16 protein-coding genes and 1 rRNA gene are annotated in these 16,760 nt (G+C 71.0%); 8 read left to right on the top strand and 9 right to left on the bottom strand.

From position 1 onward, the window contains the following. Positions 1–116, bottom strand: a 16S ribosomal RNA gene (locus tag ACLF5H_RS06660); the annotation flags it as partial. 529 nt (positions 117–645) lie between these two features. Continuing rightward, on the bottom strand, positions 646–1,296 hold the full coding sequence (locus tag ACLF5H_RS06655; protein WP_421675116.1) for a DNA-3-methyladenine glycosylase: 651 nt from the start codon (positions 1,294–1,296) through the stop codon (positions 646–648). 113 nt (positions 1,297–1,409) lie between these two features. Between ACLF5H_RS06655 and ACLF5H_RS06650 the strand changes: the two genes are divergently transcribed. The 3 genes from ACLF5H_RS06650 (at position 1,410) to ACLF5H_RS06640 (ending at position 3,449) form a co-directional block, all read left to right on the top strand. Continuing rightward, positions 1,410–2,192, top strand: a complete 783-nt coding sequence (locus ACLF5H_RS06650) for a sporulation protein (protein WP_421675115.1) — start codon at positions 1,410–1,412, stop codon at positions 2,190–2,192. 43 nt (positions 2,193–2,235) lie between these two features. Beyond that, positions 2,236–2,775, top strand: coding sequence for a YbhB/YbcL family Raf kinase inhibitor-like protein (locus tag ACLF5H_RS06645; RefSeq protein WP_421675114.1), 540 nt, complete (start codon positions 2,236–2,238; stop codon positions 2,773–2,775). A gap of 167 nt (positions 2,776–2,942) precedes the next feature. Beyond that, entirely contained in the window at positions 2,943–3,449 is a 507-nt protein-coding gene (locus ACLF5H_RS06640) for an HNH endonuclease (protein WP_136101788.1), read from the top strand. Positions 3,450–3,589: 140 nt separating this feature from the next. Here the strand turns inward: ACLF5H_RS06640 and ACLF5H_RS06635 are convergent, their stop codons facing one another. The 3 genes from ACLF5H_RS06635 to ACLF5H_RS06625 form a co-directional block, all read right to left on the bottom strand. Next, positions 3,590–4,555, bottom strand: coding sequence for an SPFH domain-containing protein (locus ACLF5H_RS06635; RefSeq protein WP_421675113.1), 966 nt, complete (start codon positions 4,553–4,555; stop codon positions 3,590–3,592). Between the two features lie 126 nt (positions 4,556–4,681). Next, on the bottom strand, positions 4,682–5,113 hold the full coding sequence (locus ACLF5H_RS06630) for an NfeD family protein (protein ID WP_421675112.1): 432 nt from the start codon (positions 5,111–5,113) through the stop codon (positions 4,682–4,684). Positions 5,114–5,239: 126 nt separating this feature from the next. Next, entirely contained in the window at positions 5,240–6,037 is a 798-nt protein-coding gene (locus tag ACLF5H_RS06625) for an ABC transporter ATP-binding protein (protein WP_421675111.1), read from the bottom strand. 150 nt (positions 6,038–6,187) lie between these two features. Here ACLF5H_RS06625 and ACLF5H_RS06620 point away from each other — a divergent pair, with 150 nt between their 5' ends. Further along, positions 6,188–6,976 carry a hypothetical protein gene (locus ACLF5H_RS06620; RefSeq protein WP_421675110.1) on the top strand — a complete coding sequence of 263 codons (789 nt, stop codon included), beginning with the start codon at positions 6,188–6,190 and terminating at the stop codon, positions 6,974–6,976. A 68-nt stretch (positions 6,977–7,044) separates the two neighbouring features. Here the strand turns inward: ACLF5H_RS06620 and ACLF5H_RS06615 are convergent, their stop codons facing one another. From ACLF5H_RS06615 to ACLF5H_RS06605, 3 genes are all read right to left on the bottom strand, one after another. Beyond that, positions 7,045–7,284 (bottom strand): chaplin, encoded by a 240-nt coding sequence (locus ACLF5H_RS06615; RefSeq protein WP_085564085.1) that lies wholly within the window; start codon positions 7,282–7,284, stop codon positions 7,045–7,047. Positions 7,285–7,455: 171 nt separating this feature from the next. Continuing rightward, on the bottom strand, positions 7,456–8,097 hold the full coding sequence (locus ACLF5H_RS06610) for a response regulator (RefSeq protein WP_421675109.1): 642 nt from the start codon (positions 8,095–8,097) through the stop codon (positions 7,456–7,458). Continuing rightward, entirely contained in the window at positions 8,090–9,235 is a 1,146-nt protein-coding gene (locus ACLF5H_RS06605; protein WP_421675108.1) for a GAF domain-containing sensor histidine kinase, read from the bottom strand. Before ACLF5H_RS06605 ends, ACLF5H_RS06610 begins: the two co-directional genes overlap by 8 nt. A 257-nt stretch (positions 9,236–9,492) precedes the next feature. Between ACLF5H_RS06605 and ACLF5H_RS06600 the strand changes: the two genes are divergently transcribed. The 3 genes from ACLF5H_RS06600 (at position 9,493) to ACLF5H_RS06590 (ending at position 12,360) form a co-directional block, all read left to right on the top strand. After that, on the top strand, positions 9,493–10,188 hold the full coding sequence (locus ACLF5H_RS06600) for an SDR family NAD(P)-dependent oxidoreductase (RefSeq protein ID WP_421675107.1): 696 nt from the start codon (positions 9,493–9,495) through the stop codon (positions 10,186–10,188). Beyond that, positions 10,185–11,279 (top strand): S-adenosylmethionine:tRNA ribosyltransferase-isomerase, encoded by a 1,095-nt coding sequence (locus ACLF5H_RS06595; RefSeq protein ID WP_421675106.1) that lies wholly within the window; start codon positions 10,185–10,187, stop codon positions 11,277–11,279. The genes ACLF5H_RS06600 and ACLF5H_RS06595 overlap by 4 nt, the downstream gene beginning before the upstream one ends. Before the next feature lie 334 nt (positions 11,280–11,613). Continuing rightward, positions 11,614–12,360 (top strand): transglycosylase SLT domain-containing protein, encoded by a 747-nt coding sequence (locus ACLF5H_RS06590; protein ID WP_421675105.1) that lies wholly within the window; start codon positions 11,614–11,616, stop codon positions 12,358–12,360. 103 nt (positions 12,361–12,463) lie between these two features. Here ACLF5H_RS06590 and ACLF5H_RS06585 read toward each other — a convergent pair whose 3' ends face one another. Continuing rightward, entirely contained in the window at positions 12,464–14,992 is a 2,529-nt protein-coding gene (locus ACLF5H_RS06585) for an FHA domain-containing protein (RefSeq protein WP_421675122.1), read from the bottom strand. Positions 14,993–15,441: 449 nt separating this feature from the next. On the opposite strand from ACLF5H_RS06585, the gene serB reads away from it, so the two are divergent. Then, positions 15,442–16,650, top strand: coding sequence for a phosphoserine phosphatase SerB (gene serB / locus ACLF5H_RS06580; protein ID WP_421675104.1), 1,209 nt, complete (start codon positions 15,442–15,444; stop codon positions 16,648–16,650). The last annotated feature ends 110 nt before the right edge of the window (positions 16,651–16,760 follow it).

Here is a 16,760-nt window from a genome sequence, read left to right as displayed (position 1 = left end):
CACGTGTTACTCACCCGTTCGCCACTAATCCACCCCGAAGGGCTTCATCGTTCGACTTGCATGTGTTAAGCACGCCGCCAGCGTTCGTCCTGAGCCAGGATCAAACTCTCCGTGAATGTTTACTCGGCCGAAAAATATTTCAGCCGGTGCACATCTGAAGAGCGGAACAGTCGGAGGAATAGTCCGACCGTTCACAGCGTCCTCGCTGTGTTTATTTCAAAGGAACCACGTCCCGGTCGTGATGACCGGAGACGGGGTATCAACATATCTGGCGTTGACTTTTGGCACGCTGTTGAGTTCTCAAGGAACGGTCGCTTCCTTTGTACTCACCCTCTCGGGCTTTCCTCCGGGCTTCCCTTCGGTGTTTCCGACTCTATCAGATCCTTTCGGTTCCGATTCCCGGTCGGCGGGTTTGTCTCGGGGTTTTCGGCTTTCGCCTCGGCCCTTTCGACATTCACTACGTTAGCTCATTCCCTGCGGGCCTCATAATCGAGTCCCTCGGGTTCGAATTCGGGCACGCGAACGCGTCGAAAACGACCCCGGTGAAGGGGTTGGACTAGGTAGTGGGTTGGCCGCTCCGGCTGCAGGCAATCGCCGTACCCGGTTCAGCGGCTCGGGATACATTACGCACCTTCGGGGGGCGAGTCAACTTCGCCTGCGTCGCGGGACATGGGCCCGGTACGGGCTCACCGTCGGATCGTCGGCCACCCAGTAGCGCCAGGGGTGGGCCTCGCCGTTCCCGCCTTCTCCCGCGACGCCGGTGCGCGGACCGCTCCGTACCTGTTCGGCGGGGACGGGCGTGCCGGTCAGGATCCGCAGCGGGGTCTCACCCGGGGTGCACGCGTCCGTGCCGTCCAGGGCGCGGTCGACCTCCAGCGCGGTGGCGAGCCGGGCCGGGCCCTTGGCCAGTTCCCGGTCGTTGCGGGCCGAGAGCCGCCGTTTGCGGGCCAGTTCCGCGCCCTCGACGACCTCGCCGGCCCGCAGCAGTACGGCGCTCGCCCTGCCTTCGGGTCCGCAGACCAGGTTCATGCAGTGCCACATGCCGTAGGTGAAGTAGACGTACACATGTCCGGGCTCCCCGAACATCACCGCGTTGCGGGCGGTGCGGCCGCGGTAGGCGTGGGAGCCCGGGTCGTTCGGGCCGTCGTACGCCTCGACCTCGGTCAGGCGTACCGAGATCGGGCCGTCGGGTGTCGTGCGGACCAGGACGCGGCCGAGGAGGTCGGGGGCGACGTCGAGGACCGGGCGGTCGAAGAATTTCCTGGGCAGTGGCCTGCGGTCCCGGGGCGCGATCATGCCGTCCGAGGGTAGTCCACGGAGCCGGTCCGGACGGGGCACGGTCTGGGCGGAACCGGGCGTGGGGGTGATCGCGTTTGTAGGGGCGAGGTCCGTTCGTAAAGGGAGAGTCAATGGCGTTCAAGAAGCTGCTCGCGAGCCTGGGAGCCGGCGGTGCCTCGGTCGAGACGGTGCTGACCGAGGTGAATGTCGTACCGGGTGGCGTGGTCCAGGGTGAGGTGCGGATCCAGGGCGGTTCCGTGAACCAGGCCATCGAGGGGCTGTCCGTCGGCCTTCAGGCGCGGGTCGAGGTCGAGAGCGGCGACGAGGAGTACAAGCAGGACATCGAGTTCGCCAAGGTGCGGCTCGGCGGTGCCTTCGAGCTTCAGGCGGGTGCCGTGCACGCGGTGCCGTTCGGCCTGGAGATCCCCTGGGAGACGCCGGTGACGATGATCGACGGCCAGGAGCTGCGCGGGATGCACATCGGGGTGACGACCGAGCTGGCGATCGCCAGGGCCGTCGACTCCGGCGACCTGGACCCGGTCAATGTGCACCCGCTGCCGGCGCAGCAGGCGATCCTGGACGCGTTCATCGGCCTCGGATTCCGTTTCAAGAACGCCGACATGGAGCGCGGCCACATCCGGGGTACCCGGCAGCGGCTGCCGTTCTACCAGGAGATCGAGTTCTACCCGCCGTCCCAGTACCGGGGTCTGAACCAGGTCGAGCTGAGCTTCGTGGCCGACGAGCACGCCATGGACGTCGTACTGGAGATGGACAAGAAGGCGGGTCTGTTCAGCGAGGGCTCGGACACCTACCGCTCCTTCCAGGTGGGCCACCACGACTGGCAGGGGACCGATTGGGCGGCGTACCTCAACCAGTGGCTGTCCGAGGTCGGCAGCCGGCGCAACTGGTTCTAGGCTTCGCTCTGTTCTTTCCGATCTTCGAGCAGGAGGTACCAAGGTGACCGAGCTGAAGCGGCGACCGCTCCCCCATGACTTCCACCCGCCGGTGCCGTCGTTCACGGTGACGAGTGACGATGTCCAGGAGGGCGCGACGCTCAAGGGCGCTCAGGTCTACGCGGACGGGAACACCTCGCCGCAGCTGCGGTGGGAGGGCTTCCCGGCGGAGACCAAGAGCTTCGCCGTGACCTGCTACGACCCGGACGCGCCGACCGGCAGCGGGTTCTGGCACTGGGTCCTGTTCGACATCCCGGCCTCGGTGACGGAGCTGCCCGCGGGCGCGGCGAGCGGCACCTTCGAGGGCCTGCCCGAGGGCGCCGTGCACGCGCGCAACGATTACGGGACGCGGGACTTCGGCGGCGCCGCCCCGCCGCCCGGTGACGGCCCGCACCGTTATGTGTTCACGGTGTACGCGGTGGACCAGGAGAAGCTGGGTCCCGACGCGGACGCCTCGCCGGCCTTCGTGGGGTTCAATCTGCGCTTCCACGCGATCGCGCGGGCGCAGCTCATCGGCGAGTACGAGAACACCGAGCAGGGCTGAGGGCCCCGTCTCGTTCGAGCCAACCGTTCATGGAACGTTTGCCCGCCTCCGGTCTTGGAAGTGATCGGAGGCGGGCATTTTTTATTGCGTTGTCCATCCCGGCGCGCCCGTACAGAGTTGATCCGAGCCCGCCGCGGGTGGGCAGGTGCGCACGGGAGGTGGGCTGGATGCGTGACACGCTGGTGCTGAACGCGAGTTTCGAGCCGCTGTCTACGGTGACTTTGAACCGCGCCGTCGTCCTGGTGCTCCAGGACAAGGCGGTGGTCGAGCAGGCCCATCCCGAGCTGCGGATGCGCGGGGCCGCGGTGGACATACCCGCGCCCCGGGTGATCAGGCTCTGCAGATATGTACGGGTGCCGTTCCGAAGACAAGCGCCGTGGTCGCGGCGGGGGGTGCTGGTGCGGGACCGGCACCGGTGCGTGTACTGCGGGCGCAGGGCGACGACGGTGGACCATGTGGTGCCGCGGGCGCAGGGTGGGCAGGACACCTGGCTGAATACCGTGGCGGCGTGCGCGGAGGACAATCACCGGAAGGCGGACCGGACTCCGGAGGAGGCCGGGATGGCATTGCTGCGGGCGCCTTTTGAGCCGACTCCGGCGGATGCGATGCTGCTCGCGCTGGGTGCCGAGGACTTTGCGGCTCTGCCTGACTGGATAGCTCGGGAAGCCGCCTGATCATGCGCCGTAGGGCCTGGTGACGGTCGTCGGGTGCGGGTCGTTCCTGGTTGATCGCGCCCACGCGGCGGAGCCGCATATCGATACAGCCCCGCGCCCCTGAGGGGGCGCGGGTGGTGCCCTGCGTTGCGAAACAGCCCCTAGTCGATGCTCGGCTTCTCGCGGCGTTCCGTCGCCGGGCCCTTGTTCTGGGCCGGGAGGGTGGCGCCGCCGCCGTTGCCGCCGCCGCCCAGGGAGCCGAAGTTGCCCATGGCGCCGGACAGGCCCTTGAGGGCGTCGCCGATCTCGCTCGGGACGATCCAGAGCTTGTTGGCGTCGCCCTCGGCGATCTTCGGGAGCATCTGGAGGTACTGGTAGGACAGCAGCTTCTGGTCCGGGTCGCCGGCGTGGATGGCCTCGAAGACGGTGCGGACGGCCTGGGCCTCGCCCTCGGCGCGCAGGGCGGCTGCCTTGGCCTCACCCTCGGCCCGCAGGATCTGGGACTGCTTCTCGCCCTCGGCCGTGAGGATCGCGGCCTGCCGGGTGCCCTCCGCGGTGAGGATCGCGGCGCGCTTGTCGCGGTCGGCGCGCATCTGCTTCTCCATCGAGTCCTGGATGGAGGTCGGCGGCTCGATGGCCTTCAGTTCCACGCGGTTGACGCGGATGCCCCACTTGCCCGTGGCCTCGTCCAGGACGCCGCGCAGGGCGGCGTTGATCTCCTCGCGGGAGGTCAGGGTGCGCTCCAGGTCCATGCCGCCGATGATGTTGCGCAGCGTGGTGACGGTGAGCTGCTCGATCGCCTGGATGTAGCTGGCGACCTCGTAGGTGGCCGCGCGGGCGTCCGTCACCTGGTAGTAGATGACGGTGTCGATGTTGACGACCAGGTTGTCCTGGGTGATCACCGGCTGGGGCGGGAACGGTACGACCTGTTCGCGCAGGTCGATGCGGTTGCGGATGGTGTCTATGAACGGGACCACGATGTTCAGGCCCGCGTTCAGGGTCCGCGTGTAGCGGCCGAAGCGCTCGACGATGGCCGCGCTGGCCTGTGGGATGACCTGGATGGTCTTGATCAGGGCGATGAAGACCAACACCACCAGAATGATCAGGACGATGATGACCGGTTCCATCGTGTTCCCCGTACCCCTCTCCGCCTGGACGCCCTCGGACGCTGTTGTGTCCGCGGCTCGCGCCTGTTCAAAGGATCTTGCCCGTCGAGTCTGACAGACTCCGGCCCAACTCGGGGGCAGGATGGCTCAGATGACGATCGCGGTGGCTCCTTCGATGTCCACGACGTCCACCTCCTGGCCCGCCTCGTAGGCCCGGTCGGCGTCCAGGGCGCGGGCCGACCAGATCTCCCCGGCGAGCTTGACGCGGCCGCCGGAGCGGTCGACCCGTTCCAGTACGACGGCCTGCCTGCCCTTCAGCGCCTCGATGCCGCTGGCGAACCGGGGGCGCTGTCTGCTGTGCCGGTTCGCGATGGGCCGTACGACGGCGATGAGCGCGACGGAGACGACGAGGAAGGTGATCACCTGGGCGACGACGCCGGGGCCGAGGGCCGCGACGACCGCGGCCGCGACGGCGCCCACCGCGAACATGCCGAACTCGGGCATGGCGGTGACGACGAGCGGGATTCCGAGCGCGGCCGCGCCGACGAGCCACCACACCCATGCGTCGATGTCGTTCACATGGTCATCGTAGGGCCACGACCGGGCGGCGGACAGGGCGCGTTGGGGACCCCGGCGGGTTCGCGCGAGGGACCCGGCGGGGTGGGCGTCACGGACGGCCGGGGGCGGCCGGGGGTGCGGGCGGGGTCAGGACAGCGGCAGGCCGTGGGCGGTCCAGCGCTCGCCGACCTGCTCGACCACGAGCGGGAGGCCGAAGCAGCGGGAGAGGTTGCGGGAGGTCAGCTCCAGCTCGATCGGGCCGGCGGTGAGGACCTTGCCCTGACGGATCATCAGGACGTGGGAGAAGCCGGGGGCGATCTCCTCGACATGGTGGGTGACCATGATCATCGAGGGCGCGATGGGGTCGCGGGCGAGCCGGCCGAGGCGGCGCACCAGGTCCTCGCGGCCGCCGAGGTCGAGACCGGCGGCGGGCTCGTCCAGGAGCAGCAGCTCGGGGTCGCTCATCAGGGCGCGGGCGATGAGGGTGCGCTTGCGCTCGCCCTCGGAAAGGGTGCCGAAGCGGCGGTCGAGGTAGTCGCTCATGCCGAGGCGGTCGAGGAAGGCGCGGGCGCGCTGCTCGTCCACGTCCTCGTACTCCTCGTTCCAGGCGGCGGTCATGCCGTAGGCGGCGGTGAGGACCGTCTGGAGGACCGACTGGCGCTTGGGGAGCTTCTCGGCGAGGGCGATGCCGGCCACGCCGACGCGGGGGCGCAGCTCGAAGACGTCGGTGCCGGGCTTGCCCAGGGTCTCGCCGAGGATGGTGACGGAGCCCGTGGTGGGGTAGAGGTAGCTGGAGGCGACGTTCAGGAGGGTGGTCTTGCCGGCGCCGTTGGGGCCCAGGATGACCCAGCGTTCGCCCTCCTTCACCGACCAGGAGACCTGGTCCACCAGAGCCCGGCCCTCACGGACCACGGATACGTCCTGAAGCTCCAGAACATCGCTCATGAGCGCGTTGTCTCCCCTTGCAGTGTGGCCGGTCTCGGCTGTCGCGTACGCCTGTGGCGCGGTCCGCCGCGCCGGTGGGCACGGCCCGTATGAAATCTACGCCACCGGTGCGCCGGTCCATTCCATCGGTCCGGTCCTTAGGGTGGGGGCATGCTCACGGAACCGCGTTCAGGACGCCTTGCCGCTTGGGGAAATGCCCTTTTGGCCGGACTTGTCTCACCGGATGACGCCGCGCTCGCCATTGTGGGTGACGACGCCGTGCACCGGGTGGCCGGGCTGCCCGGGGAGGCGGCGCCGGTGGGGCTGACGCTCGCGCTGGGGCGGCTGCGGGCGCTGGGGGCGACGGGGCTGCGGGTGGCGCTGCCGGCGCCCGGCCATCCGCTGGGGCTGAGCGGCCCGCCGGAGTTCAACGCGCGGGCGCTGGACGCGGCGGAGGCGGTGGTCTGCTTCGGCACCGCGTTCGGGCTGGTGCCGCAGGTGTCCGAGGCCGGGCCCGCGGGTGATGTGCATGTCGAGGTGGTCTGGCACGCCCTGCCGGTGCGCGAGGCACCGCCCGCGGACGTGCCCTCCCTGGGCGAGGCGGAGCGCGAGCTGGCGGAGGCCCTGCGGGACGCGACGGCGGTGCTGGCCCGGCTGGACGTGGCCGCCTCGGGCCCGGTGGCCGCGGCCGCGATCGACGCGTACCGGGCGCGGGCGGAGGCCGGCCGCGAGGTGCTGGCCCCCGGCTATCCGCCCCGCGCGGCCCGTGTCCTGGAGCTGGCGCAGCGCATCGCCCTGCTGATCGCCCTCGCGCACGACCAGGGCCACGGGGCCGCGGTGACCGCCTCGGAGATGGCGGCGCGCACCCAGGCGCTGCGTCCGGTGGAGCGGACGGCCCGGCGGGCGCAGGTGGCCGCGTACAACTCGATGGTGGAGGAGCGGGAGCGCGGGGTGAGATGACCTAAGGGCCGGACAAGGGGGCGGGCCCCCCGGTGGATCCGGGGGGCCCGCGCCGCGGTCGAGATGCCTCAGTGGTTGAGGCCGACGTTGCCGAAGGCCGGGTTCAGCACGCCGATGACGTCGATGCTGTCGCCGGTCACGTTCACCGGGACGTGGATCGGCGCCTGGATGGCGTTGCCCGAGACGACGCCCGGGGAGTTCACGGCCGCGCCGCCGGCCTCGCTCTGGGCGGAGGCCAGGCCGGCACCGGCGGCCAGCAGGCCACCGGCCACCATCGTCACGGCCGCTGCCTTCTTCAGGTTCTTCACTTTCAAACCCCTCTTGGACGTTCACCACGGCGGTTCTCCGTGGCACGCACTGGAGAACGGCGGAGATCGCCCGGGGATGCGCCATCCGGGTGACATTCCCACGACGGTATGAATCTCAGTCCGGAACGGGAGTTCTGGGGGGAACCGGCGTACGGCGTCCGTACGGGCGTGTCAGCCAGCCATCCCGTGCCGTACGGCCCACAGCGCGGCCTGGGTGCGGTCGGCGAGGTCGAGCTTCATCAGGATGTTGGACACATGCGTCTTGACGGTCTTCTCGGAGAGCACCAGCGCACGGGCGATCTCCCGGTTGGAGCGGCCGTCGGCGATCAGGCCGAGCACCTCACGCTCCCGCTCGGTGAGCGAACTCCCCCGGCCCTGGCCGGAGTTGGCCTCCTCCTGGGACAGCAGCGCGCCCGCCACCTCGGGCTGGAGCAGGATGTGCCCGGCGTGCACGGAGCGGATCGCACCGGCCAGGGCATCGGGGTCCACGTCCTTGTACACATATCCGGCGGCGCCCGCGCGCAGGGCCGGTACGACCGTGCGCTGCTCGGTGAAGCTGGTGACGATCAGCACCCGCGCGGGGTTGTCGAGTTCGCGCAGTCTGCGCAGGGCGTCGATGCCGTCCATGCCCGGCATCTTGACGTCCATGAGGACGACGTCGGGCCGCAGTTCCTCGGCGCGGGCCACGCCCTCCGCGCCGTCGCCCGCCTCGCCGACGACCACTATGTCCTCCTGCACCTCCAGGAAGGTCCGCAGGCCCCGGCGGACGACCTGGTGGTCGTCGACGAGCAGCACCTTGATGGGCTCAGCCACCGGGGACCTCCAGTTCGATCGTGGTGCCCTTGCCGGGCGCCGATGCCACGGTCAGCGTGCCGCCGACCCCGCTGGCCCGGTCCCGCATCGAGACCAGTCCGAGGTGCCGCCCGGCGCGGCCGACGGCGGCCGGGTCGAAGCCGGCGCCGTCGTCGCTGATCCGCAGCACCGCTCCGGGTCCGCGCCGTCGCACGCTCACGTCGACGCGCTCCGCGTCCGCGTGGCGCAGCGCGTTGTGCAGGGCCTCCTGGGCGACCCGGAGCACGGCCTCCTCCTGGGCGGCGGGCAGTGCGCGGTAGCCGGCGCCGGTGAAGGTGACGCGGGCGGTGTGGGCGCGGTCGAGTACCTGGATCTGGGTGCGCAGGGTGGCGATCAACCCGTCCTCGTCCAGTGCGGCGGGCCGCAACTCCACGACGGCCGACCGCAGTTCGTCGGCGGCCTCGGCGGCGAGCGCGGCGACCTGGTGGAGTTCGCCCTTGGCGCGGGCCGGGTCGCGGTCGACGAGGGCGGCGGCGGCCTGGGCGGTCAGGCGCAGCGAGAACAGCTTCTGGCTGACCGCGTCGTGGAGTTCATGGGCGAGCCGGGTGCGCTCCTCGGCGATGGTGAGTTCGCGGCTGCGCTCGTACAGGCGGGCGTTGGTGAGGGCTATCGCGGCGTGCTGGGCGAGCAGGGCGAGGAGTTCCTCGTCCTCCTGGGTGAAGCCGCAACCGCCGTCCGGCTTGGGGCAGTTCTTGTTCGCCAGGAACAGGGCGCCGATGGTCTCGTCGCCGTCGCGGATGGGCAGCCCGAGGAAGTCGACGAGGTCGGGGTGGGCGTCGGGCCAGCCCTCGAAGCGGGGGTCCTCGCGTACGTCGGCGAGGCGTTCGGGCCGGGCCTCGTGCAGCATCGCGGCGAGGACGCCGTGCTGGCGGGGCAGCGGGCCGATCGCCTTCCACTGGGCGTCGCTGACGCCGTCCACGACGAACTGGGCGAAGCCGCCGTGGTCGTCGGGGACGCCGAGGGCGGCGTACTGCGCGTCGAGGAGTTCGCGGGCGGAGGCGACGATCGTCTTCAGGACGTCGCGCGTCTCCAGATGCCTGCTCATGGCCAGCAGCGCGGAACTCACCGCGGCGAGGCCGGACCGGGGGCGGTGGCTCATGCCCTCACGGTACCGGCGGGGTGCGCCGGCGCGGATCGGACCGCCGCCGGGCCGGCGCCGTCCGCTGGTCCTAGGCCGCACGGCGTAGGCCCCGCGGCCCCGGGCCGGTGTCGTAGGCCGAAGGGTCCGGGCGGTCGTCGTACGCCGAAGTGCCCCTCTGGCACGGGCCCCGCGGCCGAGGCGGTGGCCGAGGGGGCGTTCCTACGGTGATCGGCATCCGTCCGAGCGGACGGGGAGTGACGAGGGGACTGGTAGTCATGCCGGTAGGGATCATCACGGGCGCCTCCAAGGGGCTGGGGCGGGCGCTCGCCGAGGCGCTGGCCGGGCGGGGCTGGGATCTGGTGCTGGACGCGCGGGGCGCGGAGGCGCTGGCGGAGGCCGCGGCGGCGGTCGGCCGGTACGGCACCCGGGTGTCGGCGCTGCCCGGGGACGTCACGGACGCCGGGCACCGGACCGCGCTGGTGGCCGCCGCCCGCGCGCTGGGCGGTCTCGATCTGCTGGTGGCCAACGCGAGCGCGCTCGGCGCCGAGCCGCTGGTACGGCTGGCCGGGCTGCCGCTGGACGGGCTGCGGCGGGCGCTCGAGGTGAACGTCACCGCCGCGCTGGGCCTCGTGCAGGAGGCGCTGCCGCTGCTGCGGGCGGCGACCGCGGGCACGGTGCTCGCGGTCAGCTCGGACGCGGCGGCACAGGCGTACGAGACCTGGGGCGGCTACGGCGCCTCGAAGGCGGCCCTGGACCAGCTGGCGGCGGTGCTCGCCGTGGAGGAGCCGGGCCTGCGGGTGTGGGCGGTGGACCCCGGGGACATGGCGACCGACCTGTACGCGGCGGCCGTACCGGACGACACGGACGAGCGGCCGGCGCCGGGCACCGTCGTACCGGCGTTCCTGCGGCTGCTGGACGAGCGCCCGGCCAGCGGGCGGTACGCGGCGCCGACGCTGGTGGCGGGCCGATGACCACGATCGTGCGGGTGCCGGAGGAACTGTCCGCTCAGGTACCGGCCGAGCAGCGGGGGCCGGGGCGGGCCCGGGACGACGTACGGCTCCTCGTCTCCCGCGGCTCCCGGGTGACGCACCACGCGTTCCGCGAGCTGCCGGGGCTGCTGCGGGCCGGGGACCTGCTGGTGGTGAACACCTCCCCGACGCTGGCCGCCGCGGTGGACGGCCGGATCGGGGACGCGCCCGTGGTGGTGCACTTCTCGACCCGCGGCGACGACGGCCGCTGGGCGGTGGAACTGCGCGAGCCGGACGGCCGGGGCACCACACGCGCGCGGGCGGGCACCCGCGCGGGAACAGAGGTACGGCTGCCGGACGGGGTCCGGGTGGTGGTGGAGGAGCCGGTGGGCGGGCGCAACCCCCTGGGCGGGCCTGAGCCCGTGGGCGGACCCGGGGTCAGGCTGTGGTGGGGGCGGGTCGAGGGCGGGGCCGTGCCGGGGTTGCTGCGGGGGCACGGGCGGCCGATCCGGTACTCCTATACGACACGGGACCAGCCGCTGTCGGCGTACCAGACCCTGTTCTCCCTGCCCTCCCCCGACGGCGCGGGCAGTGCGGAGATGCCGAGCGCGGGGCGGCCCTTCACCGAACGGGTGGTGGCGGAGCTGGTGCGCCGGGGCGTGGGGTTCGCGCGAATCACCCTGCATACGGGGGTGGCGTCGGCGGAGGCGCACGAGCCGCCGTACCCGGAGTGGTTCACGGTGCCGGAGGCGTCCGCGCGGGCGATCAACGCGGTGGCGGCCGGGGGAGGCCGGGTGATCGCGGTGGGCACGACGGCCGTACGGGCGGTGGAGTCGGCCGTGGGCGCGGACGGTGCGGTACGGGCGTGCCAGGGGTGGACGGACCTGGTGGTCACGCCCGAGCGCGGGGTGCGGGTGGTGGACGGGCTGCTGACCGGGCTGCACGAGCCGGAGGCCTCGCATCTGCTGATGCTGCGGGCCGTCGCCGGGCGGGCCGCGGTCGACCGTGCGTACGAGGAGGCGCTGCGCGGGCTCTACCTGTGGCACGAGTTCGGGGACGTCCATCTCCTCCTCGGGGAGGAGACCCCGCGCTGAGCCTCACGGAATGAGTTGCGATGGCAACTCCCCGTGAGTTCGATCTGCGTCCCCTGTGAGCCCGCGCATAGGGCCCACATCACGTACGAACGGACATAGGAGATATACCCCCCGCCACGAACGGGACAGATGGTCCAGTCTGTCCCGTTTTGCCTTTCCCTGATCCACTATCCAGCTTCGTACGTCACACCTTTGCCAGGGCATTTTGCGGCCGCTAAGAATTGCTCTCGTCGCTCAGCGCCGTGGGTTTCCCCCCGCGGCTTTTGTGCGGGAGGAACCGATTCCCCCGGCGGACGCAGGAGCGACCTCCGCGCTAACGAAGAGGTCCAACGCCATGCCCAAGAACATCCTCAGTCGTGCTCGAAATCGTGCCCTGACCAAGCAGCACAAGATCGCCGTCGCCGGTGTCGCCGCTCTCGGCACCGCCGCCATCGCCCTGTCGGCCGTCCCCGGTAACGCGGACACCGTCACCACCGGCTCCCCGGCCACCAGCGCGCAGGTCGCGAAGGTCGCCACCCAGGAGGCCGCGCTGCCGAACGTCAAGGGCTCGGTCACCGACCCCGCCGCCGCGCAGGCCGTCAAGCTCGACGCCATCGCCGCGCAGCAGAAGGCCGCCGCCAAGCAGCGCACCGACGCCGCCGCGAAGAAGGCCGCCGCCGACGCCGCCGCCAAGAAGGCCGCGCAGGAGCGTGCCGCCAAGCAGAGCGCCAACCGTTCCGCGCAGCGCCCGCAGATGCAGACCGTCGCCGCGAAGACCTACGCGAACAACCTCGACGGCTGGATCCGCCAGTCCCTGGACATCATGCACTCCAAGGGCATCCCGGGCAGCTACAACGGTCTGTACCGCAACATCATGCGTGAGTCCTCGGGCAACCCGATGGCCATCAACAACTGGGACATCAACGCGATCAACGGCATCCCGTCCAAGGGCCTGCTCCAGGTGATCCAGCCCACCTTCAACACGTACCACGTGCCCGGTACCTCGTGGAACATCTACGACCCGGTCGCCAACATCACCGCCGCCTGCAACTACGCTGCCCACCGCTACGGCTCGATGGACAACGTCAACAGCGCGTACTGAGGTCGGCGCGGACCTCTGACGAACGCCGAAGGGCGGCACCCCGTTGCGGGGTGCCGCCCTTTGTGACGTCCCGGGACGTGTCAGGACGTGACGTACCGGGACGCTACTTGCGCATGACCTCGGGCTCATGGCGGCGCAGGAAGCGGGCCACGAAGAAGCCGCAGATCGCGCCGAGCGCGAGCAGCGCGATCATGTCCAGACCCCAGGCCCCGGCCGTGTGGTTCCACAGCGGATCGGTGCTGCCCGGGTCGTCGCCGTTGGGGGCGATGTTGTTCAGGTCCAGCGTGGTGCCGGCCGCGGCCACCGCCCAGCGCGAGGGCATCAGGTACGAGAACTCGTTGACGCCGAGCGTGCCGTGCAGGGTGAACAGGCAGCCGGTGAAGACGACCTGGACGATCGCGAACATCACCAGCAGCGGCATGGTCTTCTCGGCGGTCTTCACCAGCGAGGAGATCACCAGGCCGACCATCATCGAGGTGAAGCCCAGCGCCATGATCGGCAGGCACAGCTCCAGCAGGGTCGAGCCGCCGAGGATCACGCCCTGGTCCGGGATCTTGCGGGGCGAGAAGCCGATCACGCCGACCATCAGGCCCTGGAGCACGGTGACGGCGCCGAGCACGACCACCTTGGACATCAGGTAGGCCGACCGGGACAGACCGGTCGCCCGCTCCCGCTCGTAGATCACCCGTTCCTTGATCAGCTCACGCACGGAGTTCGCGGCGCCCGCGAAGCACGCGCCCACCGAGAGGATCAGCAGCACGGTGGTGGCGGTGCCGTTGGGCACGTGCAGGCCGGTGCGCGGGTCGACCGCCGGGTTCACCAGCAGGCCCTTGCTGTGGTTCATCAGCAGGCTGACCGAGCCGAGGACCGCGGGCAGGATCACCGTCAGCGCGAGGAAGCCCTTGTCCGAGACGATGACCGAGACATAGCGCCGGATCAGGGTCAGCAGCTGGGAGCCCCACGCCTGTGGCTTGGGCGGCTTGATCGCCGCAGGCGGCGGCATGTACGCCGCCTGCGGCGGGGCGACGGCGTCGAAGTCCGCGGCGTACATCTGGTAGTGCTGCGAGCCCTTCCAGCGGCCCGCCCAGTCGTAGTCGCGGTAGTTCTCGAAGGCGGAGAAGACATCGGCCCAGCTGTCGTAGCCGAAGAAGTTCAGCGCCTCCTCCGGCGGGCCGAAGTAGGCCACCGCGCCGCCCGGCGCCATCACCAGCAGCTTGTCGCACAGGGCCAGCTCCGCCACCGAGTGGGTGACGACGAGCACGGTGCGGCCGTCGTCGGCGAGGCCGCGCAGCAGCTGCATGACATCGCGGTCCATGCCCGGGTCGAGGCCGGAGGTCGGCTCGTCCAGGAAGATCAGCGACGGCTTGGTCAGCAGCTCCAGGGCCACCGAGACGCGCTTGCGCTGACCGCCGGACAGGGACGTGACCTTCTTGTCCTTGTGGATGTCCAGCTTCAGCTCGCGCAGCACCTCCTCGATGCGGGCGTCGCGCTCCTGGGCGGTGGTGTCGGCGGGGAAGCGCAGCTTGGCCGCGTACTTCAGGGCCTTCTTGACGGTGAGTTCCTTGTGCAGGATGTCGTCCTGCGGGACCAGACCGATGCGCTGGCGCAGCTCCGCGAACTGCTTGTACAGGTTGCGGTTGTCGTACAGCACCTCGCCCTGGTTGGCGGGCCGGTAGCCGGTCAGCGCCTTCAGCAGCGTGGACTTGCCGGAGCCGGACGGGCCGATGACCGCGATCAGGGACTTCTCCGGGACGCCGAAGGAGACGTCCTTGAGGATCTGCTTGCCGCCGTCGACCGTGACGGTCAGATGGCGCGCGGAGAAGGAGACCTCACCGGTGTCGACGAACTCTTCCAGCCGGTCGCCGACGATCCGGAACGTGGAGTGGCCGACGCCGACGATGTCGGCGGGGCCGAGCTGCACCGAGCCGCCCTTGGGCACGGGGTGGCCGTTGACGTACGTGCCGTTGTGCGAGCCGAGGTCGCGGATCTCGAAGCGGCCGTCGGGCGTCGAGTGGAACTCGGCGTGGTGACGGGAGACCTGGAGGTCGGAGACGACCAGCTCGTTCTCCAGGGCACGGCCGATGCGCATGACGCGGCCGAGGGAGAACTGGTGGAACGTGGTCGGGCTGCGGTCCCCGTGCGCGGGCGCCCCCGGCCCGGCCTGCTGCGGGAAGGCGGCCTGCTGCGGGGCGTGCTGGGCCGACTGCGGCACCTGCTGGGCCTGCGGCGGCTGCTGCCAGCCGGGGTGCTGGGCGGGTGCCTGCTGGGGGGCCGCCTGCTGGGCCCACCCCGCGGGGGCCGCGGCGTACGGCGCCTGCTGCGCCTGGGCCTGGGCGACGGTGGCACCGGCGAGATCCAGCCGCGGTCCGTCCGTCGCGTTGCCGAGGTGCAGCGCCGTCCCCGGGCCTATCTCCGTGCGCTGGACGCGCTCACCCTGGAGATAGGTGCCGTTGGTGCTGCCGTGGTCCTCGATGACCCAACCGCGGCCGTCGAAGCTGACCGTGGCGTGTCGCCAGGAGACCCTGGCGTCGTCGAACACGATGTCACCCTGCGGATCTCTGCCGAGGGTGTAAGGCCTGGACGGGTCGAGCGTCCAGGTACGTCCGTTTGTTTCCAGTACGAGTTCCGGCACTCCATGCCCCACTGAGTTGTCCCCCGAATTACCCCCATCGCAGGGAGTCTAGGGATGTCGAACATCGTGGGGAACTATTTCAGGCCCGCCCCCCTGACCAAAACCCGGGCCTTGCGCGAATCGCCCTGCGGCGCTCCAGCGGGAGAACGGCAATTCGGGCGAGTGGGGACAGGTGGGGGTGCCGAGTGCGGCACGGAGGGTACGGCGGTGCGGGCGCGGGGAGTTGGCGGCGGCGCCCGTGCCGGGCGGCGGGGCCGGAAGGGGCGGGACCGGGCTCCCGGCACCCGGCAGAACAGGCCACCGCGCGCCGGGCCCGGTCGCGGTGGTGGTGACCTCGGTGGGAAGCTGTCGGCAAGATCCTTGATGCCGGGACGCCACCTATTGTTCCGTGTCCGTCAGGCGGACCTCGGCGGCGGGCGGCACCGGGTGCCGGATACGGTGGTGAGACCATGACTGCTGCGCAGACCCCCGAGGTCCCCACTCTCCTCGTCAAGATCTTCGGCAAGGACCGGCCGGGCATCACGGCCGGACTCTTCGACACCCTCGCCGCGTACTCCGTCGACGTGGTCGACATCGAGCAGGTCGTCACCCGGGGACGCCTGGTCCTGTGCGCGCTGGTGAGCCAGCCGCCGGCCGGCATCGAGGGTGATCTGCGGGCCACCGTGCACAGCTGGGCCGAGTCGATGAAGATGCAGGCGGAGATCATCTCGGGCCACGGCGACAACCGCCCGCGCGGCCTCGGACGCTCCCTGGTGACCGTCCTCGGCCATCCGCTCACCGCCGAGTCGACGGCCGCCATCGCCGCCCGTATCGCGAAGGCCGGCGGCAACATCGACCGTATCTTCCGGCTCGCCAAGTACCCGGTCACGGCGGTGGAGTTCGCGGTCTCCGGCGTGGAGACCGAGCCCCTGCGCACCGCGCTCGCCTCGGACGCCGGGGCGCTCGGCGTCGACATCGCGGTCGTCGCCGCGGGCCTGCACCGGCGCGCGCAGCGTCTCGTGGTCATGGACGTGGACTCCACCCTGATCCAGGACGAGGTGATCGAGCTCTTCGCCGCCCACGCAGGCTGCGAGGACAAGGTCGCCGAGGTGACCGCCGCGGCGATGCGCGGTGAGCTGGACTTCGAGCAGTCGCTGCACGCCCGCGTCGCCCTGCTGGCCGGCCTCGACGCCTCCGTGGTCGAGAAGGTGCGCGACGAGATCCGGCTGACCCCCGGCGCCCGCACCCTGATCCGCACCCTGAAGCGGCTCGGCTACCAGGTCGGCGTGGTCTCCGGCGGCTTCACCCAGGTCACCGACGACCTCAAGGAGCGCCTCGGCCTCGACTTCGCCCAGGCCAACACGCTGGAGATCGCCGACGGCAAGCTGACCGGCCGGGTCACCGGGGAGATCGTGGACCGTGCGGGCAAGGCGCGGCTGCTGCGCCGCTTCGCGGCGGAGGCCGGGGTGCCGCTGGTGCAGACGGTGGCGATCGGTGACGGCGCCAATGACCTCGACATGCTGAACGCGGCCGGTCTCGGCGTCGCCTTCAACGCCAAGCCCGTGGTGCGCGAGGCCGCGCACACGGCCGTGAACTTCCCCTTCCTCGACACGGTCCTCTACCTCCTCGGCATCACCCGCGAAGAGGTCGAGGCGGCCGACACCCACGACGAGAGCTGAGACGCCCCTGCGGGGGCACCGGGCAGCGGCGGCGAGCGCCCCCGCCTTCCGGCGCTGGACAGGCCCGGCGGCCCACCTCGCGGCGCCGGGCCTTCGCCATGCCCGGACCT

Origin of the sequence: Streptomyces sp. LaBMicrA B280, assembly GCF_049222185.1 — a bacterium.
Taxonomy (GTDB): domain Bacteria; phylum Actinomycetota; class Actinomycetes; order Streptomycetales; family Streptomycetaceae; genus Streptomyces; species Streptomyces murinus.
Note: the sequence above shows the minus strand (reverse complement) of the source record. Positions and strands in the feature narration are given on the sequence as shown.